This window comes from uncultured Desulfovibrio sp. (genome assembly GCF_902477725.1).
In the GTDB taxonomy this organism is placed as follows: domain Bacteria; phylum Desulfobacterota; class Desulfovibrionia; order Desulfovibrionales; family Desulfovibrionaceae; genus Desulfovibrio.
This window is the reverse complement of sequence record NZ_CABSIF010000006.1, coordinates 138,328-158,554: the sequence shown is the minus strand read 5'-3', so window position 1 is coordinate 158,554 and position 20,227 is coordinate 138,328. Positions and strand designations below refer to the sequence as shown.

Annotated in this window: 15 protein-coding genes; 9 read left to right on the top strand and 6 right to left on the bottom strand. The window is 53.6% G+C overall.

Annotation, left to right across the window (positions count from 1 at the left end):
• The first annotated feature begins 13 nt into the window (after positions 1 to 13).
• Positions 14 to 1,492: a sulfatase-like hydrolase/transferase gene (locus RDK48_RS07200; RefSeq protein WP_298998449.1), complete on the top strand. Its 1,479-nt coding sequence runs from the start codon at positions 14 to 16 to the stop codon at positions 1,490 to 1,492.
• 37 nt (positions 1,493 to 1,529) lie between these two features.
• Entirely contained in the window at positions 1,530 to 1,892 is a 363-nt protein-coding gene (locus RDK48_RS07195) for a diacylglycerol kinase (protein ID WP_298998447.1), read from the top strand.
• A gap of 345 nt (positions 1,893 to 2,237) precedes the next feature.
• On the opposite strand, the gene RDK48_RS07190 is transcribed toward RDK48_RS07195, so the two are convergent.
• Complete coding sequence (locus RDK48_RS07190) at positions 2,238 to 3,749, bottom strand: diguanylate cyclase (RefSeq protein WP_298998445.1); 1,512 nt, start codon at positions 3,747 to 3,749, stop codon at positions 2,238 to 2,240.
• 949 nt (positions 3,750 to 4,698) lie between these two features.
• Here RDK48_RS07190 and RDK48_RS07185 point away from each other — a divergent pair.
• Together RDK48_RS07185 and RDK48_RS07180 are read left to right on the top strand one after the other, a co-directional pair.
• Positions 4,699 to 5,733, top strand: a complete 1,035-nt coding sequence (locus RDK48_RS07185; protein WP_298998442.1) for a glycoside hydrolase family 99-like domain-containing protein — start codon at positions 4,699 to 4,701, stop codon at positions 5,731 to 5,733.
• A 302-nt stretch (positions 5,734 to 6,035) separates the two neighbouring features.
• Positions 6,036 to 6,776, top strand: a complete 741-nt coding sequence (locus RDK48_RS07180) for a hypothetical protein (RefSeq protein WP_298998440.1) — start codon at positions 6,036 to 6,038, stop codon at positions 6,774 to 6,776.
• Positions 6,777 to 6,829: 53 nt separating this feature from the next.
• Here RDK48_RS07180 and RDK48_RS07175 read toward each other — a convergent pair whose 3' ends face one another.
• The gene (locus RDK48_RS07175) at positions 6,830 to 8,080 is read right to left on the bottom strand and encodes an HD-GYP domain-containing protein (RefSeq protein ID WP_298998438.1); all 1,251 of its coding nucleotides are present in this window, start codon (positions 8,078 to 8,080) and stop codon (positions 6,830 to 6,832) included.
• Between the two features lie 441 nt (positions 8,081 to 8,521).
• Here RDK48_RS07175 and RDK48_RS07170 point away from each other — a divergent pair, with 441 nt between their 5' ends.
• Positions 8,522 to 8,986 (top strand): VOC family protein, encoded by a 465-nt coding sequence (locus RDK48_RS07170; protein WP_298998436.1) that lies wholly within the window; start codon positions 8,522 to 8,524, stop codon positions 8,984 to 8,986.
• An 89-nt stretch (positions 8,987 to 9,075) separates the two neighbouring features.
• On the opposite strand, the gene RDK48_RS07165 is transcribed toward RDK48_RS07170, so the two are convergent.
• Positions 9,076 to 11,388, bottom strand: a complete 2,313-nt coding sequence (locus RDK48_RS07165) for a methyl-accepting chemotaxis protein (protein WP_298998434.1) — start codon at positions 11,386 to 11,388, stop codon at positions 9,076 to 9,078.
• Positions 11,389 to 11,670: 282 nt separating this feature from the next.
• Between RDK48_RS07165 and RDK48_RS07160 the strand changes: the two genes are divergently transcribed.
• The gene (locus RDK48_RS07160; protein ID WP_298998432.1) at positions 11,671 to 13,317 is read left to right on the top strand and encodes a DUF6056 family protein; all 1,647 of its coding nucleotides are present in this window, start codon (positions 11,671 to 11,673) and stop codon (positions 13,315 to 13,317) included.
• Between the two features lie 46 nt (positions 13,318 to 13,363).
• Positions 13,364 to 14,317 carry a glycosyltransferase family 2 protein gene (locus RDK48_RS07155; RefSeq protein WP_298998430.1) on the top strand — a complete coding sequence of 318 codons (954 nt, stop codon included), beginning with the start codon at positions 13,364 to 13,366 and terminating at the stop codon, positions 14,315 to 14,317.
• Between the two features lie 197 nt (positions 14,318 to 14,514).
• On the opposite strand, the gene RDK48_RS07150 is transcribed toward RDK48_RS07155, so the two are convergent.
• The 3 genes from RDK48_RS07150 to RDK48_RS07140 all read right to left on the bottom strand — a co-directional run bounded on the left by RDK48_RS07150 (position 14,515) and on the right by RDK48_RS07140 (position 18,298).
• A complete protein-coding gene (locus tag RDK48_RS07150) occupies positions 14,515 to 14,982 on the bottom strand; it encodes a pyridoxamine 5'-phosphate oxidase family protein (RefSeq protein ID WP_298998428.1) in 468 nt (155 codons plus the stop codon).
• A 281-nt stretch (positions 14,983 to 15,263) separates the two neighbouring features.
• Complete coding sequence (locus tag RDK48_RS07145; protein WP_298998426.1) at positions 15,264 to 16,829, bottom strand: sigma-54 dependent transcriptional regulator; 1,566 nt, start codon at positions 16,827 to 16,829, stop codon at positions 15,264 to 15,266.
• On the bottom strand, positions 16,826 to 18,298 hold the full coding sequence (locus RDK48_RS07140; RefSeq protein ID WP_298998424.1) for a sensor histidine kinase: 1,473 nt from the start codon (positions 18,296 to 18,298) through the stop codon (positions 16,826 to 16,828). The genes RDK48_RS07145 and RDK48_RS07140 overlap by 4 nt, the downstream gene beginning before the upstream one ends.
• Before the next feature lie 259 nt (positions 18,299 to 18,557).
• On the opposite strand from RDK48_RS07140, the gene RDK48_RS07135 reads away from it, so the two are divergent.
• Together RDK48_RS07135 and RDK48_RS07130 are read left to right on the top strand one after the other, a co-directional pair.
• Positions 18,558 to 18,971 carry a hypothetical protein gene (locus tag RDK48_RS07135; protein ID WP_298998422.1) on the top strand — a complete coding sequence of 138 codons (414 nt, stop codon included), beginning with the start codon at positions 18,558 to 18,560 and terminating at the stop codon, positions 18,969 to 18,971.
• Between the two features lie 123 nt (positions 18,972 to 19,094).
• Positions 19,095 to 20,165 carry a sulfite exporter TauE/SafE family protein gene (locus RDK48_RS07130; RefSeq protein ID WP_298998420.1) on the top strand — a complete coding sequence of 357 codons (1,071 nt, stop codon included), beginning with the start codon at positions 19,095 to 19,097 and terminating at the stop codon, positions 20,163 to 20,165.
• Positions 20,166 to 20,227: the final 62 nt, after the last annotated feature.

Below are 20,227 nucleotides of genomic sequence, written 5' to 3'. Positions count from 1 at the left end.
CCAGGAGGCAACCTTGAACTTTCGCGCAATCAAAGAATGGATTCCATTCTTTTTCCTGGTATCTCTCACCGCAGGCATAAGTACTTTTTGCCAAATCTGGAGCATCCACCCATCTGCCCCGATCATAGGCATTAACTTTCTGGCAAGCCTTGCTGTTCTTTCTTTTGCAAATAAAAAAACTTGTGTGATTATTTTTTTATTGCAGTGCATATCGAGCATCATACTAACTTCTGCTGCTTCAGCCCTAAAAGAGCCGCTTACACTAACGGCCATTCTGAATGGCATGGACTATGCCCTTGATTTTGGATCGTCTATTTACATTTATATTCACGTACATATGGCATTATTTTTTGTAATATGCCTAATTCTTCAACTAATTTGTGTTTATAAGATCAACCTGAACGTTAAAAGAACGAAAATTGGCATCATTTCTCTAATTGCACTGCTTTCAGTTTATGCCATAAGTTTTATTTCCCTGCCGCTGTCTGCATTCTGGCCAAATGAAAAAATTCAGCCTGGCGAAGTTGTAAACTGGAACCCACCGGAAAGACGATCTTTACACAAACGTGGCTATCTAGCCACATATCTTATAGAACTCTTCACAGGATATACCTCAAGGGTCATGCAACTTCAGCCAGTTATGGATACACCCACCGGCATTGAAGAGATACCTGCCTTAAAAGCAACAGGGAAGATTATCTTTATCCAAGTTGAAAGTCTTGACTACGATCTGCTCAACACTACCGTTGGGGATGAATATGTAATGCCTTTTTTGCACGACCTGCAAAAAGCCGCGATAATTATTCCCATTGACGGTGCAAAAAAGCTTGGATCTGCAAATTCTGACTTTGAAATTTTCACAGGAAATATTGCATCATCGAATTATATACATTATACATTCACCAAAACATTCCCAAACTCCCTTTTGTCAGAGATATCAAAGAAAATTTCACCCTCATTTGCTTTTCATGGAATGCCCTATTTTTATATGAACCAGGGGCCAGCATATACGGCCCAAGGCGTTGAGCACGTCTTATGCCTTGAAGAAATGCAGAGCGAAGGAATCACGCCGCGCCACATGTGGGGAGACGGCGTAATTGCCGATCAAGACATGTTTCCGCTCGCTTTAAGCAAAATTCCTCAAAGTGGAAACTTCTTTCAGTTTATAATTACAATGAATATGCACACCTTTGAAAATCCGCGCGACGTGTGCCCACAAATGCATTTTACTACCGGAGATGATCACGGTTTTTATTCGTGCAGCAGATCGACAGATGATGCCATACGAGACTATATCACACAGGTTCCTGCTGGCACTTTAGTGGCAATATGGGGGGATCATCGTTCGTACTCCAGAGATGGCTCTGGAAAAATTCCATTCATTGCCTTCATCAAAGGCGAAGAACACCCCTTTGACGGCTTTCATCTTCAGGGTCTGACGCGCAGTAAAATGCATTTCTACCTTGAAAAAATCATTCGGCCTATTCTATAGTCAAAAACAAGACGGATTAAATACAGGTTTTAATCTTATGAAAAACTTTATTGAATTAGTACGCCGGCGGCTTATCTCCGCTACAAAATATTCTATCGACGGTTTTACTGACGCCTTTCGCCATGAGGAAGCCTTTCGGCTAGAGCTTCTTGTTTTTATTGTTTTGATAGTTGTTCTTTTTTTTGTTCCATGGCCGTTATGGAAGAAAATTTTACTGCCAACAGGATTTACACTCGTGCTTTTGGCTGAATTACTAAATTCAGCCATAGAAAATATTTGCGATATAATTCATCCACAGGAATCAAAGCTTGTAAAAGCCGCAAAAGACAAAGGTTCCATGGCGGTATTGATTGCTTTGATTGCAAATCTTTTCCTCCTTCTTGCTTTGATAATTGCTTAGTTGCCATATTCCTATTGATGGGCATTATTGCAAATGAAACGGCTGGCCAATTCAATCATCAATAGCCTTTGACAGATGAAAAGTAATGAGGGAACGGATCAATCCTCTCTCACCGCCACACTAGCGAATAAAACGGCGAGTCACCGTTAAGGCAACCCGCCGTTTTTGCGTCTGAAAGAGATGGAATGCGGCGCGGCTATATACTGTTGCAATATCCCCCCAGCTGAACAAAAATCAGGCAACTTATTCCCCCGCAACAGCACTGCCTGCCCCCCCTCTTGGAAAGACAGCCTCAGCGGCGTTGTGTGGAAATGATGCCTGCCTCCCATTATCCATGCTGCCACGTTAGTTAGCTGTAGTCTCAACCCCGGTTAAAAAAGCGAAGTATTTGCCGTCTTCCTTAACCATGTGGTTCAGCACGAGGTCGTGTATTATGCATTGCAGCATTTGCACAGGGGACACCGGGTTTTCCCCATCCTGTTTGAGCAGACCAGCGCACTTTTGCAGCAATTCTTTGTGCCGGGCCGCATGCTCGTCAACCTCCGGGTACCCACTGCTGCGCAGCACGGCTTCTTCGTCATTAAAATGTTTTTCTACAATATGGTACACATCGTTAAACCGGGAAGTGAGGTCAAGAGCATCTCCCTCTGCGAGTACGCGCTCAAGCAGGCTGTTCACAATGGAAACCAGCTCCATGTGTTGCCCGTCCAGCTCCGCATTGCCAGAAGCATACGCGCTGTTCCATAGCACTTTCAGCCCCAAGCTGTTCCCGTTGTGCATCTGGGCATACATCCCGTCCTCATCTGACCGGAATTTAACGCAGTTACGCCCTTCATGCTTTGCCACATAAAGCTGTTCATCCGCGCGTTGCACAATCAGCTCTGGAGTCGTGGATTCCTGACAGGTGCAGGACACGACCCCAACACTGACCGTCACCACCCTGGCTACCTGCGACGCCGCATGGGGAATCCCGCTCTGCATGACAGCCTTGCGTATGCGTTCGGCCAGGCTCACTGCGCCAAGAATGTCGGTTTCGGGCAACAGACAGACAAATTCCTCTCCACCATACCGCGCGGCCATATCTGTGGGACGGTTAAGGCATTCCGCTACGGTCTGAGCAACGGCTTGAAGGCATTCATCACCCTTCACATGGCCGTATGTGTCATTGTAATTCTTGAAAAAATCTATGTCCAACATGATAAGCGAAAGCCTTGCCCCGGAGCGGATGTGGCGATTTCGCTCATAAGCGAGCATGGCGTCGAAATGCCGCCTGTTGGAAATTTTTGTCAGGCCATCCTCGTTGGTCATGAGTTCGAGCTTGCGGTTGGATTCCGCGAGGGCGATTTCTGCAAGCTTTCGCTCTGTAATGTCTTCGTGCGCCACCACAACCATGCGCGGGCCGTCTCCGCAGAAAGGGTTGACCCTGCCCAAAAACCAGCGCTTTTGCTCTGGCGAATGGCAGCCATATTCCATGGAGAACGTTTCAAGCTTACATTCAAGAACATCCCGTATGCCCTGAGCAAATGAATTGGCTTCCAGGGCATTATCAACACACACGCCTTCGCAGACGCGCAGATAATTTACCCCTTCGGAAACAAACTCCTGCGACATGCCATTTGCAACAGCAAAGTTGCGCCAGGCCTGATTGACCAGCACAATCTCACCTTCGGCGTTGATGAGGGCGATATTGGCGGAAAGGCCGTCGAGCGTGGACTCCAGAAACTGCTTGGAAGCACGCAACTGGTCGGACAACTTCTGGCTCACCAGCATAATGAGCCCTATTGTCCAAAAGGTGCTGGTGGTCATAAGGAGAAAATACGTTGCAGCCAGAGGGGATGGGCTTGTGAACAAGGGCATCCCCGGCCCTCCCCACCAGGGAAGAACCGCGAAAATAAAAAGCCACAGCGTATTGAAAATAAACACATACTTTAAAAATTTGGCAGGCAGCGTATGCTTACAGTTGCCGCCAGCAACTGTTACGGCTGAAAACAGAGAGAGAATGGAACAGGAGAAAGAAAGGAGTGTTCGCCGTAAAAATATGCTGCCTTCAATAAACGCCAAATAGCTCAGCACAATCAGCGACACAATCACTATAATCAGCACAGGCCGCAGCAGTTTTTTATTTTCCACAAATTCGGCAAGGCCAATATATATACACAAAAAGCAAAGCAAAAAAGAAGCTGTATAAATAAATATTGCAATGCTGGCTACTAACTCGACGTCTCTGAACGAATTCATGAAAAATCCAAAAACCATCAGCACGCTGCCCAATACCCACCACTGAATTCCCTGCCCGCCCTTGTTGATCCTGTATTGGAGTATAAAGGCGACAAGCTGGGTACAACAACACAAACCATAGCAAACAGCTAAAGTTTTTATATCAATAAAATCAGTCATCTTGCTGATACTCGCGTTTGAGGGATCAACCAGTTCGGCTTGCTTACATCAACACAGGGCTGACTGATTGTAAACAGCATTATGCGACGCGCGGGTGTAACACCAACGGCATGGAGCTTCACTAACCGAGTGCGGCTGGATGAATGGGATGACAGGACCGGCTGTCAAACGCGCATGCGGGATTGACCAGCGCGGTATGGGGGCATGGGCTTGTCTGTGGGACACACCTCAACGGCTACCAGCCCTTGTACGCCTCGGCACACTTTCGCATAGTGACTTTCAGGCGTCTTCATGTTTCTGTGAAGTGAGTTCACCGTTATAGTCAGCAGCAGGCCGCCCCCCGTATCGTTTATTTTTCAGACAGTATGGGCGGGTTTTGTTGATATTCAATGAACAGCAATGGCAAAATATGACAAAAGCTATCGCGTTCTATCTGCCGCAGTTTCATGTTATTCCAGAAAATGGCATCTACGGCAAAAATTTTACGGAATGGTGCAACGTTCGAGGGGCCGTTCCTCTGTATGATGGGCATGCCCAGCCGCATATTCCTCACGATATTCTGGGCTACTATGATCTTACAGACGAAAAGATCCTGACAAAGCAGCATCACATCGCCTGGGATAACAACGTTACGGCATTCTGCTATTATTACTACAATATGGCTGGCCGCGCACTTTTGGATGCGCCCCTGCACATCATCAACAAAAGCCGCCTGATACGGAACGAATTTTGCCTCTGCTGGGCGCACGAATCATGGTACGACAATACCCAGCCCCAAAGGATAAAACCGTTCATCGCGCAGGAATATTCACCGGAAAATGCCAGAAAGATTATCCGTGATCTGGCGCAGTATTTTGACAACCCGCGCCATATCAGAATAGACGGCAAACCCCTGCTGCTGGTCTTTGCACCGGAGCGCAATCCCCTGATGTCCGTGTATAGCCAGATATGGCGCGAAGAAGCGTGGGCCATGGGGCACACTGAACTTTGTCTGGCTGGCGTGGAATGTCACGTAGGGCAGCATCCCGCCAATCTGGGGTTTGACGTGATGGTGGAATTTGCCCCAAACCTGAACCCCATGAACATGCTCTCCACGGCAGGAGAAGAACCCCGCCGTTTTGATTATGCTGCCACCGTGCAAGACATGCTGTTGAAAGCCCCCCCCGCCTACACGCGGCTACGCTGCGTCTTCCCCGGCTGGGACAACACACCCCGGCGCGGCAGACACGGACTATCTTTTGAGCACACCTCAGTGGATGTATTCATCGCTGCCCTGCGCGCCATGGCGCAGCATACCCGCGCGTATCTGCCGGAGAACTTGCAATATGTTTTTATCAACGCATGGAATGAATGGGGCGAGGGTTGCCATCTGGAGCCGGATCAAAAAGACGGCTTTGCGTATCTGCACGCAGTGCGCATGATCATGAACGAATTCAGCACCTAGACTGCGTCCCCATTGGGGAGGTGTTTTACGACAGCAAAAGATCTAGTGGGCAAGCAAAAGGGCGAAGTACCGCGATGCAACCCGCCCTTTCTATTGCAACGCAAGCATCACTTCCGCTCTGCCCCATACCTGTGTAATGAAAATCCCAAATGGCGCGTGAATCGCCTTTTTTCAGACAATTCTCTCACTTATGAGCCGATGCGAAATCATATTTATCAGAACCATACTTTACAAATATTCGTGCGCTGGGCAAACTAAAGCCTGTCAACACGCCCAATCATTCGTTATAGCCGGGACACACCATGAATACTCACGCGCCGCTACGTTACGCCGCGGCTATTTCAATTTTACTTGTTGTTCTCGCGTTACAAGGATGCGGCGTCAGATCCATTTCTGATTCCGGCTATCAGGCGGAGGCGGGCAGATTGCGGCAAGCAGGCCATTCTCTTTACAAAGGAGAGTTGACCGAATTTGAAGTGTTGGGGGTCAATCCTACCGCTTCAGTCTCGCAGGAAGAAATCCAGAGCGCGCTGGAAAACAGGCAACAGTTTTCCCTGCCGAAAGGCTCCTCTGTCATGCTTATCCAGTCAGGAGCCATCATGCCGGATGACAGCATGATCCAGGCATTGGAAGCGCATTATCGGGTTGCGGCATTTTCCGGCATTCCCGCGGGCCAGGGCGACAACAGTCATGCAGCAGCTTTACGGTTGGCTGCGGCAAAGGGCAATTGCACAAAAATACTGGTCTATTGGGGGGTTCTGGAAACAGCGCAAAAAGATATGAGCACAAAAGCGGTTTCCTGGGTTCCCATAGTTGGCGGCATTATTCCAGATGAATCGCAGGAGATGCGAATCCGCCTGAAAATGGCTCTTATTGATGTTGCAACTGGCCAGTGGGAAGCTTTTTCACCCAAGCCGATTCAGGATACATCGGCCAGTGCACGCTACACACGCGCGTCTTCAGATCAGCAACAAGTGGCTGTTCTTAAAGCCCAGGCATATGCGGAACTGGCTCACGCCATCGTAAAAAAATACGCTGAATAGCCTGAGTGCAATACAGAGCCGAGCGCGCCGTCACAGTGGACGGGTTCTGCCAGCTAACTGACCGACTCCGGCCTGTATTGTTCCCTGATGTTCTGCTGGCACTGCAACACAATAGCGTTTATTTCATCCTTGTGCCCTTCTATGGCATCAAACATTTGATCGGAAATCTTTGCAGAGATACTTTTTCTGATTATCTCAAAGGCCGTATCAATAGGCAGACTTTTGCGATATGGGCGATCTTCCATCAAGGCCGCAATCACATCTGAAAACGCCAGTATTTTTGAACCCACATCCAGATTCTCATCTTGCAGGGAATACGGATACCCAGATCCATCGACCTTTTCGTGATGGTTCTTGGCCCAGAGCACAATTTCATAAAACCACTCAGAAATGCTGAGGCTGCTCAGTATCTGCCCCGTATAATACGTATGCAGCTTGACCTGATCAAATTCATCATCAGTGAGCGGGCCTCCCTTTTCAATAAGGCCGGGGTCGATCCCGATTTTACCTATATCGTGCAGGTAGCCGCTGATCTTCAGCTTCAGGCAGCGTTCGCGGGAAAAACCAAATATTTTGCCGAGTTCGCAGGCAAGATTGGCTACCGTGTAGGAATGTGAGGCTGTAAAATGACTACGGAAGTCAATGATGCGCGAAATGGTCAAGGCAAAATCGAGAACATTTTCAAGTGTAAGATCAAAATTCATCGACGAATCGACCAGCCTGAAAAGCTGATCAAGCTCGAGATTATTGATTTCAATCCAGAAGATATCCGGGGCTGATGCCTGCACAAAGGCAGCAAAGACATCAGGATGAAACGTGGTCGAAACGTTGTCCCTGATTTTTTCTATGACCGAGGCTTTTTGCTTGAGCACAAAAACATCTGGATTGATCAGCACGTCAACACGATCCGCAAGGTGAAGTATGTGGCTGTCCAGCAGCACCTCGCCTTCTTCCATATTCTGCGATGCATCATAGTGGATATGATGATGCCTGATGATCCTGGCAACGTCCTTGAACGGGCCGAATGACGAAAGCATTCTGTATCCCATTTCACAGTGAGGCCTTGGATTATGCACATCTGCCTGAATGAGCGCATTACGCTCCTGAACAGACAAGGCTCCAACGTCATGAACTGCAGCTGCTATGATCAACCTGAAGAGCTGATCACAGTCAAGATTCATTTTTTTGCCAATATGGTAGGCGATGATGGCTGTACGCCTATGGTGCGACTTTAACAGATAATTGCAGCTATCGATGGATTTGATGATAGGGACAGCCAATTCTTTCAGAGAGATAGCTTCCATGACAGGCACCCTTGCGTTAGAGTAAGGCAAAGATAACTTTTTTTACTAAACCATGCAGCGCATAGCAAGAGGTTTACCAGTAAACGCAAAAACAATCCAATTCAACACTACAGTTAGACATTTTTTATGACAAGAACATGGTCAACAAGCAAGAATACTATTTAGGAGCATTCAATCAATACGATAACAGTAATAAGTTATCCTTATCGATAATAACAACAATCGATAGCCATGCAATAAACTGTCGGGCAAATCTTTCCAACGATCGCAGAAGTCATAAAACCCTGGTTTGACAGGGCGTTGGCATTGATAATGTCGTACGCATGGCATACATATCGGATCCCCCCCCCAAAGAATCCACGCGCCGCTGCATTGCGTCGCAGCTAGTGCCTGCTTGCCTTTTGGCCTTTCCATTCCCCATATACCGCTTCAGGAGACGCCATGTTCCGCTATGTGCACACAAATATCATTGCAAGGGATGCCGCCAGACTCATTGCCTTTTACAAGCAGACGCTGCATTGCTCGAGCATAGGGCAAACGCGTGATCTGCGAGGGCCGTGGCTTGACCGGCTCACCGGTTTGCCCAAGCCCCACATTACTGGCGAGCATCTGTTGCTGCCCGGCTATGACGACAGCCACCCAACGCTTGAAATTTTTTCATACGACAAACTGCGCGACACCCTGCCGCCGGAGGTCAACCGCCCCGGCTTTGCGCACATTGCATTTGAAGTGGATGACGTGGAAACAACCCTGGCAGAGATTGTTGCCGCAGGTGGTGGGCAGGTTGGCGAGGTTGTCACAGCCGCCTACCCCAACGACATGGAAGCGGTTTTTGTGTACGCGCGCGACCCCGAGGGCAACATTATTGAGCTGCAAAGCTGGCGCAAGATGGAGACAACTTCATAATCAGCTTTTCCACTGCTCTTCCAGACAGGCAAAAGCCCCTGCGGCCCGGCAATTGCGGGCAGCAGGGGCTCAAAACACGGTAGCCGATGCTAACTGGAGCGCAAGGCCGCTATAAGCTGTTCAAGCTTTTTGGTCTGAGCCACGAGGGCTTCAACCGCCTCGGTTGACTGAGCCATTGCATTATCCGTTTCAGAAGCGATAACGCTGATGGAACTGACCGCACGGTTTATCTCTTCAGATGTGGCAGACTGCTGCTCGGCGGCAGTAGCAATGGAACGCACCTGGTCCCCCGCAGATTCAACCATCTCAACGATTTCAGCCAGGGCCTCGCCAGAGCGTTGGGCCAGCCCTGTGGCCTGGGTTACGCGCTCCACGGCGGCATCCATCTGTGCTGCAGCGGTATTGGTGCCGCTTTGTATGCCACCAATGGCCGTGCGCACCTCGGTAGTAGCGTGGGCGGTTTTTTCCGCCAGCTTGCGCACTTCGTCAGCCACTACGGCGAAACCACGTCCGGCCTCGCCAGCGCGCGCCGCCTCAATGGCTGCATTAAGCGCCAGAAGGTTGGTCTGATCGGCGATGTCTGAAATAACGCCCATGATGGCTCCAATGCCTTGCGCCTGCTCGCCCAGGCTGCGCATGCTGTCGGTCATCTGCCCTGCTTCATTGCGGATGCTCAGCACTGCGGCGCTGACTTCCTCCACCAGCCGGGCGCCGTCCTGCGCCTTCAGCTTGGCTTTTTCGGCATTCTCCGATGTGGCCGAAGCGCTTCTGGCTACCTCAAGAATTGTGGCGTTCATCTCTTCCACGGCATTGGCGGTGTCGCTCACGCGACCACTCTGCTCGCGCGCGCCCGCGCTCGAATGCGCGATCTGCTGCGAAAGCTGCTGTGAGGCTGTAGCGATATTTTCCGCCACTTGCGAAACCTCAACGGCAGTCTGGGCAATGGCCGTATTCTGCGCTTCAATGCGCGTTTTCTGACCGTAGATTTCCGTCAGATCCGTCCAGAATGTAATGGAACCCAGCATGCCGCCGTCCAGATCAAAAAATGGCGTTGTCTGCACGGAAACCCGCAATTGCTTTCCAGACTGCGCCGTATAGTCAAACTCACGGCTCAGAGCCTTGCGTTCCTTGATGGCCCGGTCAGACAGCGTCTCATGATTGGCATCCCCCCACGTGAAAAGCCCCGAGCGCTGCCCCAGATATGTATCCTTGGGATCTGCCTTGCCCAGCAAGCTGCACACCTGCTCATTCAGCCAGGTCACCTTGAAATCGCTGCCCACGATATAGCATGGCGTAGGTATGCCGTGCAGCACCCCCTGCGCAAAACCAAGGCGTTTTTTCAGCTCGTCCACCATGGTGCAGAGGTGCCCGGCAAAGCGTTTCATCTCTGCACGGTATTTGCCTGCGAGCACGGCCTTGAAATCGCCCTGCGCCACGGCTTCTGTAAAATCTGTGAGCTGTTGCAGGGGAGCGAACACAAGCTTGCGGTTCACAACGCGTATCACCAGAGTCAGCAGAACAACCGCGCCCAGGCCCACCATGTACAGCACAGACCGCTGATCCGCCGCTGGCGCTGTAAGCTCGGAATCATAGGCGCTCATGCACACAAGCCACCCTGTAGCCGGAATTTTGGCCACAGACATGAACTTGTCCTCACCTTTCCATTCATAGCTGAAGGTTCCGCTGCCCTTTGCGAGCGCATCCTGAATGAATTTTTCCTTGGAATAATCCTGAAGCAGCAGCTTTTTGTCCATGCTGTGGGAAATGAAACGGCCACTCTGGTCGATGGTAAAGCCGTATCCGCGCCGCCCCAGCCGGATAGGATCAATGGTTTTTTCCGTAAAATCCGTCCAGCGGGGGCACACGGCCACAGCGCCGAGCAACGAGCCATCCTTGCCGCGCACTGCTTTGGCCGCCACGTAGATCAGCACGTCCCCCGATGTGGCTTTCATGACGCTTCCGCTCAGGGCTACATCTTTGCCGCTGAATATCTGGCGGGCATAATCCCGATCAGCCCTGTTGCCCCCGGTCAGGTCGCCCATATCAGAATTGACCCCGGCAACAATACGCCCCTTGAGGTCAAAAAGCAGAAATGACCAATACCCCGGCAAGGATTTGACATAGCTTGTCAACAATTCCTGTGCTTCCTGGGGCTGACCGGCAAATGCCCTCAGCACAGGCTCCTGCCGGGAAAGGATGGTGGCCACATCCACAGATTGCTGGATGTATATTTCAGCCGAACGCGCCACAGTTTTGCTGGCTTCGTTCAAGGCCTCGGTCTGCACTCCGGCAACCATGTGGTAGGACGAGGTGGACACGTAAATGACTAGCACGGTAATCACGGCAACAACCGCTGCCGTTACGGACAATGTGCAGATAGTATTGATGCTGATCTGGCGCATGGAAAACTCCGAAAAGCAGAGGTGGCCGTGGTTGGCTAGGGGGTACGGGGCTGAAGGCTGAGAGACATTTTCTCATTAATTTCTACCAGTATTGCTTCTTAACGACAATACCTGTCAAAACATTAGAACAACAGCCTGCTTCCTGGCATCAGCAGCCCCCCCCTTGGGCTGCATATAAACACATTGACATCGAAAGATATTTACTAATAGATACCTGCTACAGAAACGCATCTCGGGCTTTCAGCCCTTTTCCCTGACAGCATGGGCCAGGACTTTTATGAAATGCAACACACTGAATTAAATTCTGCCGCACAGGCGGCTCAAAAATCCACACACTTACGTCGCAATCGCCTTATTTTCACAGGCCTGCTCATTATAACCATCATGTCATGGTTCTGCGCCATGACGCCGTGGGTCAGCGATGATTATGCCTTTTCGAGCATTTATCCTGGCTGCACCGGCCTGTGGGACATGCAGGTGCTCGAATACCACGAATGGAGTGGGAAATTTATCGGGCATTTCATGTCTCGCGTGCTGCTGCGCGGGCCTGCCTGGCTGCACCCCCTGCTCACTCCAGCCATGTTTCTGCTGCTCGTTGCCAGCGGCTCGCTGCTGGCCTTGGGCGCACAGTGGCGTGAGCGCCTGAGCGCCTGGCACCTCGCTGTCATGGCCGGGCTTGTGTGGATTGCCCTGCCCGCCTTTGGAACCGTTTTTTTCTGGCGCACTGGCACGGGTGATTACGGATACAGCCTCGTGTGGGGCGTTCTTTTTTTGGTGCCGTACCGCATCTGGGCCGACAAAGCAGACTTCCGCATGCCGGGCGGCCTGCTTTATGTGCTTGTGGGTGTTCTTGCAGGCTGGAGCAACGAAAATGTCGGCATGCTGGTTCTGCTTGCAGCTCTGGGCGTGACGCTGTTCCGCTGGCGCACATCTCGCAGCGTGCCTGCGTGGGCACTCTCGGGCATTGTGGGGGCAGCCTTTGGCTGGGGCATGATGATGGCCGCGCCGGGCAATGCCGTGCGCCTCGCAGCCGTTGGCGGCGCGGAAAAAATCCCACTGTTGTCCCTGCCTGCTTTTTTGCGCTTTTTGGAGTTCTGGGGCACGCAACAAATTGAAATGCTGCCTTATTTTCTTGCAGCCCTGGCGCTTGCGTGGCTGTTGCACCGCCGGGGGCTTTTAAAGCCTGCCGCGTGGATACCCGCAGTAATTTTCTTTCTCATGGCCCAGGCCAGTCTGGCTGCCTTTATCGCCAGCCCCTCAACGCCTTACAGGGCCATGAGCGCAACATTCTTTTTCACTGCGCTCTGCCCTTTTTCACTACTTGCAGCCCTGAACGCCACAAGCATCAAGGCTAAGGCTCTTTTTATCATATTCTGCACCCTGCTGCTCTCAAGCGTACTGATTGAGGCGCGAGTTTTCCTTATGGCGCAGCCGGTCATTGCCACGCACCACCAAAATACCCTGCGCTGCCGGGACTACCCGGAAACAGACAAGTATTTCTTTCCCGGCTACGACATCCGCGAGGTAAACCTTTTCTCAACGGCTTGGCGTGGTCTTGTACCCTGGAACGAGTCGCAAACATTGCGCGTCTTTGAAGCGCCCGATGCCCGCGCGCAGGTTGCATGCAACATTGCATTCTTCGACAACCTGCCCCAGGGCAAAGTCCATGTGGCAGCCAGGATACGCGCAACCACCACTGCAAGCCTGTTGCAACAGGCAGCAAGGGCCTTGTTTGAAAGCCCCGACGAAGGACTTATTTCAGCCAGAACAGCTGCTCTGCGGTATTTTCCGGCCTCCGCCACTGTTACGGACGATGGCAAGGCAGCGGTGTTTATTCCCGGCATCAAATCTGTGGACGACATCGCCTATATCGCTGTAGAACAGCCTGGCGCGCCCCTTGTGTGGCGCAGAGCAAGTGCGTCTCACTAGCAAAACTGATCGCACACAACATACTCTCCGCATGGAGGAATAAGCCTTGTCCCGCACCGCCCCATTGTTGGCACTGGTTGTACCCTGCTATAATGAAGAGGAAACTCTGCCCCGCACCCTGAATGCCCTGGCCGATTTGTTGGCCGATCTCAAAAAACAGGGGCGTGTGCATGCGGAGAGTTTTGCCCTCTATGTAAACGATGGCAGCCGTGACCGCACTTGGGAGCTGCTTGAAGAACGGCACGCAATTGATCCCTTTTGCCGGGCTGCAAGCTTTGCCGCCAATGCAGGCCACCAGAACGCCGTTTGGGCGGGCATGGTCACGGCGCGCGACATGAGCGTGGACTGCATCATCAGCCTTGATGCCGACTTGCAGGATGACATTGCCGCCATCCCTGAAATGATTGACCGCTATATGGAAGGCAACGATATCGTCTATGGCGTGCGTAACGACCGCAGCACTGATACGCCTTTCAAACGGCGCACTGCGCACATGTTTTACGGATTCATGCGCTGGCTCAAGGTGCCGTTGATCCCCGACCATGCCGACTACCGCCTTGTGGCCCGCCCCGTGCTGGAAGCGCTGGACGAAATTCACGAGCATTCACTTTTTCTGCGCGGAATTTTTCCGGCTCTCGGCTTTAAAAGCGCGCAGGTCTTCTACATGCGCCAATGCCGCATGGCCGGTGAAAGCAAGTATCCTTTCTGGAAGATGGTGTCTTTTGCCTGGAAGGGCATTACGGCATGCAGCGTTGCGCCCCTGCGCATTGCGGGCCTTATGAGCATGCTCTGCATGCTGGCGGCACTGGCCTTCAGCGGTGTTTCCCTGCTCAAATACGCTCTGGGTGAAACCATTCAGGGCTGGACATCACTGATTATTGTAGTCTTGCTGTTGGGCTCCGTGCAGCTTTTCTGCATGGCGCTGGTTGGTGAATACCTTGCCAAAATATTCACCGAAGTGCGCCACAGACCCCGCTACATCATTGCCAAAAAGCTGTAGGCGAGCTGTGGCGAGATGCGCGCGTCTCTCCCGCAAGAGATTTGAGGAAGCTGCCTAGCCGTCGGCGCGAAACTGAGCTGCCGAACTGCCATGAGCACTCTGGCAAGGCAACATCTGCAACAAGCCCACATCTGGTATAAAAACAGCCCAATGCTGATGCATTGGGCTGTTTTTATTTCCGCATAGCCAAAGCCGCGTCAGGAATAATATTTGCCAGTGATTTCCTGAATCTTAATCTCAACCACTGCCGTCATTTTAAGCATATTTTCAGGGTAAGTCACACCTGTGTGCTGGGGCGTGTGCTTGGCCACAATGGCGTCAAGGGCGGCGATTTTTACGGCCCGGTCATTCACCACAGCGGCGTTGCCTGTAATGATCACGCTCTGATAAGCGGTATTGGTGTCGCAGGGGACATCTGCCTGAATAAATGAATGCCTACCTTCAACTTCAAAACAGACTCTGGAGTCGGCGCGCAGATTTTTCAGCTTTTGCCCCGCTGCCAACCCGTGAAAGTAGACATGCCCGTTCATAAACACAAAATGTACTGGTGTTACGTAGGGGAAACCATTTTCGCCCAGAGTGGCCAGATGCCCAACCTGAATAGAGCCTAACAGGGAATCTATCTGTTCAGTGGTCAAGGGGTGTTCTTTCATACGTGCCTGCATGGTTCCTCCAAGGTAAACAGATACAGAAAGCGCAGTGTGAGAGACCTTGCCTGCATCGTGCTGCGCGTGCTGAAAATATGCACTTGCTCGGTGCAGAATCAAAAAACTTTTCGCACACTCGCTCTCTCCAAAGAATCACTATATTTCAGTTCTGTTGCATTTCAAAGTGAAATACTGCGCACCGGGCAAGTATATTTATTCACGCACAGGATTATCACAGGCAAAATCATGAAAGTGCGCTGCCAGCACAATACGCATCGGGCTGTCGCGCTGCCGCAGAGTTACACGCCGTATTCCCGCAGCTTCCGCCACAGGGATGATCGGCTGATGCCCAACATGTCGGCGGCCAGAGTACGGTTGTCGCCCGCCAGTTCAAGTGCGTGCAGGATATGCTGCTTTTCCATTTCGGCCAGCGGAACAAGGGGGGTCGCTGCGCTTGGTGCTGGCGCGGCTGGCACCGATGCACATGGCGTTGTTGCTTGGGGGCAAACCGGGGTTGCAGCGGCGGCATCCTCTTGCCGGACGGCGACAGAAGAAGAACCGGGATTGCGGACGGACAGATGGGCGGCCGCTTCGGAGACTTCCGGAGGCAAATGCGCCAGCCCTATGCTGCCGCCCGGCGGGCAAAACACCGCCGCCCGCTCAAGAATATTGGCCAGCTCTCGCACGTTGCCGGGGAAGGGATACTGCCGCAGCGCATCAAGGGCGTTATCTTCAATCTCCAGCGGCACTGCCCCGCCCTGCTCCGCCAGCCGCGCAAGAAAAAACCGCGCCAGCAGGGGAATGTCCTCAGCTCTGCTGCGCAGGGGCGGCAATTCCTGCGTTACCACAGCCACGCGGTAATACAGATCGCGCCGGAAGCGCCCGGCCTCCACCTCTTCCTTAAGGTTGCGGTTGGTGGCGGCGATAATGCGCACGTCCACGGGTATGTCCACGGTGCCGCCCACACGGCGCAGGTTCTGCTCCTGCAAGACGCGCAACAGCTTGACCTGCATGCCCGCCGACATTTCACCCATCTCGTCCAGAAACAGCGTGCCGCCGCTGGCGGCCTCAAACAGACCTTCCTTGCGCCGCACCGCGCCGGAAAACGCCCCCTGCTCATGCCCGAAAAGCTCACTTTCGAGCAACTCCGGCGAGAGCGCGCCACAGTTGATCGCCAGAAAGCGCCGACGCGCCCGCTGGCTCTGGGCATGCATGGTGCGGGCCGCCAGTTCCTTGCCGGTGCCTGTTTCACCTTGCAGCAGCACGGCCACATCTGTGGGGGCCAGCCGCATGAGCGCCTGCCGCAGGCCGCACATGGCTGGCGACATGCCCACCATTTCCGGCACGGATCCGCTGGCCTCAAGCTGGGCGCGCATCTGGACGACCTGTTGACGCAGGCGGCGCTTCTCCAGCGCCCGCGCCACGAGCATGCGCGCTTCTTCCAGCGAATAGGGTTTTGCCAGATAATGAAAGGCCCCCAGCCGCATGGCCTCCACGGCGCTTTCAATCATAGGGTAGCCCGTGACCATGATGACTTCCACATCCGGTTTGCTGGAGCGTACCGCCTTGAGCACTTCCATACCGTTCATGCCCGCCATGGCGATATCGGTGATGACCACGTCAAAATCCTGCTCGGCCAGCAGTTTCAGGCCTTCTTCGCCGCTGCCCGCCTGAACCGATTCATGCCCGCCGCGCTCCAGGGCGCGCGCAAGGTTGGCGCGGGCCATGCGCTCATCGTCAATGATCAGCAACCGACCACCGCCCCCAGCCCGCTGCGCGGCGTCAAGCCCGTGCCCGTGCCGAGCTTCGCCGGAGTTTACCTGTGCGGGTGATTGCTCCGAAAGCCGGAACCGTTCCGTAGTCATGCCTCTGCTCCTGAACCGTCTGCGTCATGCCGTTCCGCAAGAGGCAGCCGCACGGTAAAACACGCCCCTTGCCCCGGTTGGCTCTGCACTTCGAGCGTTCCCTTGTGCTTGCCCACAATGCCAAAGGCTATGGACAAACCAAGGCCCGTTCCCTCGCCCACTGGCTTGAGGCTGAAAAAAGGATCAAACACCCGGCCAAGATTCTCGGGTTCAATACCTTGGCCAGAGTCGCGCACGCGCAGCTCCGCCATACCCGCCAGTTCGTCCACAGAGGCGGTGATATGCACTTCGCCCTTGCCGTTCATGGCCTGTGCCGCGTTGAGCAGCAGGTTGATAAGCACTTCCTGCATGCGCTGGGCGTCTACGGGCAGTTGCAGCCCTTCAGGCACGTCTACCGTTATGCGCACGGCCGCGCCCATGTCGTGCCGCACAAGGCCCACAGCCCTGCGCACAAGGCCGGAAAGATCATGCAGGGCAACGGTAAAGGGCCGGTCACGGGCAAAATCCAGCAGGCCGCGCACAATATCGCGGGCGCGCACAACCTCGGCCTGAATTTCATCCAGCTGCGCCGTCACGTCTTCCGCCGTGGGCATGGGGCGCAGACCCTGCCGGGCATCGTTGACATCCTCGCCGAGCAGCTGGCAGCCAACGGAAATATTGTTGAGGGGATTGTTCAGCTGGTGGGCCACGCCGGAGGTCAGCACACCGAGAGAAGCCAGCTTTTTTTCCTGCAACAGCAGGGCGTGGCGCTTTTCCAGTTCCGCCGCCATACCGTCAAGCGTCTGGAGCACATGGCGCGCTTCTTCCTCAAGCTGCGGCGGGGGCGGCGGCAGAGGCATGCCCGCGCCAACACTGCGCGCGGCGCTTTCAATGGCCCCAAGGGCGCGCATGATATGCCTACCTATGAGCCAGGCAAAGGCCACCCCGCAGGCCAGCAGGGCCGCAATGGCCCCCAGCAGCTGAGTGCGCAGATCTCCCACGGCGGTAAAAATGCCCTGACGCATGCGGCGCACCGCCGAATCAGCCAGCTCGCTCAGGCGCTGTCCCTGATCGGTGAGCGCAGCGCCGTCTGTGGGCTGATCCTCCAGCAGGGCCTCATAGGTACCGATGCCTTCCAGCAGCAGGTCGAGATTATGGTGCGCGCCGTCGCCCACCCGGCGGCCCATGGCTGCGTTATAATCCTGCCCCACGGATGTGGCCCGCTCCCGCGCCAGTTCCACAAAACTGCGCAGGGCAAGCAGGTCGCCCTTTCTGCCGGGAAAAAGTTGCAGATTTTTTTCGTACCTGCGCATCTCGAGCACATCGCTGCGCAGGTCGTCCACCATATCGATCAGGCGGGCTGCCCTGTCGATGCGCCCCAGATCATAACAGGCAATGCCGCCCAAAAGCAGCAGCATGACCAGAAACAGGCCCGTGCCCACGGCAATCTTGCCGCGAATGGTATGCCATATGGAAAAATGCGGAAGCATGCCTCACCCCCGCAGGCGCAAGAGTTTACACCCGCGCCCGACGCTGTTTCAATTTGCAACAGCGTATAAAAATAAAACAAAACTGACAAGCCTTGGCCTGCAACAAATTGCAGCCCTTTCCTGTTTGAGCATGTCAGAATGAAACAGTCCCTGGGTAGCGTACCGCACAGCACAAAATAAATAAATCCATATAAATACAGCATGTTAATGATTGAACTTTTTGGCACAATAGTTGTAACTGCCAGCACAGGAGGCCGACATGAACACCCTGCAAAAAACGATGGAAAACTGGTTTACCGCTGTGGCATATGCCGATGCCGGGCAATCCGGCTGGACAGACGATTTGTGGAATCTGAACGGCAAGCGCGAAAACACGGTGCTGAAGCAGACCCTGCTTTATGGCGCGGGCAGCATCCTCATTTACGTACTGGCTTTTAGCAATGCCGATGCCTTTGCCGCCCTGTGCGCAAAGGGCGGTCTGTGGACAGCCCTGCCCATCGCCTCGGTGCTGCTGCTCTCATACGTGCACGGTCACTTTGCCGGTGCGCTCTGGGAATTATGCGGTATTACCGGCATGCAAAAGAACAGCACACCAGCCACCGCAAAGCCTGTGACCCGGCAGAGCGCCGCACCTGCCCCCCGGCTGGACACCACTGCCGTGGTTCACGGTTAACCGACCGTTTTTCACAGGTCCGGGCCGCGCCGCCCGGCTCAATTTTTTTGTTCAGCGACGGCATGCCTGGCCTTGCGCCAGCGCACAACAGTACGCCCAGGCAGCCTGCCAGCCGGAGGTAACATGGATCTGCTCAGTCTTGACCCGTCCCAGTTCATCACACTCACGCCCGTTTCCGTGGCCTTTCTGCTGGCCGTGGGATTTGTGGGCGGGCTTGTAAGCGGTTTTATCGGTTCCGGCGGGGCCTTTATTCTCACGCCGGGCATGATGGGCCTGGGTGTGCCCGGTGCCGTGGCTGTTGCCAGCAACATGTGCCACAAGTTCCCCAAGGCCATGGTGGGCGCCATCAAGCGCTACCGCTTCGGTCAGGTGGATGTAAAATTGGGCATGGTTATCGCCGCCACAGCGGGCATAGGCGTACAGATTGGCATCCGCATTCAGCGTTTTATTCTGGAAAAATGGGGCCAGGCTGGGTCTGATCTTTACGTCAGCGTTTCCTTTGTGGTGGTTCTCGTTGTGGTGGGCAGCTACATTCTCAAGGATGCCCTGCGCTCCAGCCATTCTGGCAAGGAGGATGACGAAAGCACGCCGCCCCTTGCCCAAAAGTTGCAGGCCATCAACCTGCCGCCCATGATGTCCTTTCCCAAATCCGGCTTGCGTATTTCGCTGTGGTTTACCCTGCCCGTGGGCATAGCCACAGGTATGCTGGCCGCCACCATTGCCGTGGGCGGATTCGTGGGCGTGCCGGGGCTTATCTATGTGATCGGCGTACCCGGACTCATTGCATCCGGCACGGAACTTGTCACAGCCTTTGTCATGGGCCTGTGCGGCTCGGTCAACTGGGCCATGCACGGCATGATAGACATCCGCCTCGTCTTTATCATCCTGGCGGGCTCCCTGCTTGGCGTGCAGCTTGGGGCCATCGGCACCACCTACGTCAAACCCATCATGATCAAGTACGTCATGGCCGCCATCATGCTCATTGTTGCCGCAAGCCGTATTGTCGCCCTGCCGGGCTACCTCAGCGCGCTGGGGCTTATCCAGATGGGACCGGGGATTCTCTATCTGCTCAAGGTCGTGAGCTTCATAACCATGTGCGCCGGATTACTCGTTGGCGCGGGCATGATCCTTGGCGGCATGTGGCGCGGGCAAAAGCGCAACCGCAAAGAAGCGGCGCTGGGCAGCGCGGCCTGAAGCATCTCTCATAAAAAAACCAATAATATCTTCTCCTCAAACCCTATAGCAAAAGGGGGGTG

Excerpts from the sequence above, each read along its gene's own strand:
- RDK48_RS07195 (WP_298998447.1), top strand. The coding sequence starts at position 1,530 with ATGAAAAACTTTATTGAATTAGTACGCCGGCGGCTTATCTCCGCTACA.
- RDK48_RS07190 (WP_298998445.1), bottom strand. The coding sequence starts at position 3,749 with ATGCCCTTGTTCACAAGCCCATCCCCTCTGGCTGCAACGTATTTTCTC.
- RDK48_RS07185 (WP_298998442.1), top strand. The coding sequence starts at position 4,699 with ATGACAAAAGCTATCGCGTTCTATCTGCCGCAGTTTCATGTTATTCCA.
- RDK48_RS07180 (WP_298998440.1), top strand. The coding sequence starts at position 6,036 with ATGAATACTCACGCGCCGCTACGTTACGCCGCGGCTATTTCAATTTTA.
- RDK48_RS07175 (WP_298998438.1), bottom strand. The coding sequence starts at position 8,080 with ATGGAAGCTATCTCTCTGAAAGAATTGGCTGTCCCTATCATCAAATCC.
- RDK48_RS07170 (WP_298998436.1), top strand. The coding sequence starts at position 8,522 with ATGTTCCGCTATGTGCACACAAATATCATTGCAAGGGATGCCGCCAGA.
- RDK48_RS07165 (WP_298998434.1), bottom strand. The coding sequence starts at position 11,388 with ATGCGCCAGATCAGCATCAATACTATCTGCACATTGTCCGTAACGGCA.
- RDK48_RS07160 (WP_298998432.1), top strand. The coding sequence starts at position 11,671 with ATGCAACACACTGAATTAAATTCTGCCGCACAGGCGGCTCAAAAATCC.
- RDK48_RS07150 (WP_298998428.1), bottom strand. The coding sequence starts at position 14,982 with ATGCAGGCACGTATGAAAGAACACCCCTTGACCACTGAACAGATAGAT.
- RDK48_RS07145 (WP_298998426.1), bottom strand. The coding sequence starts at position 16,829 with ATGACTACGGAACGGTTCCGGCTTTCGGAGCAATCACCCGCACAGGTA.
- RDK48_RS07140 (WP_298998424.1), bottom strand. The coding sequence starts at position 18,298 with ATGCTTCCGCATTTTTCCATATGGCATACCATTCGCGGCAAGATTGCC.
- RDK48_RS07135 (WP_298998422.1), top strand. The coding sequence starts at position 18,558 with ATGAACACCCTGCAAAAAACGATGGAAAACTGGTTTACCGCTGTGGCA.
- RDK48_RS07130 (WP_298998420.1), top strand. The coding sequence starts at position 19,095 with ATGGATCTGCTCAGTCTTGACCCGTCCCAGTTCATCACACTCACGCCC.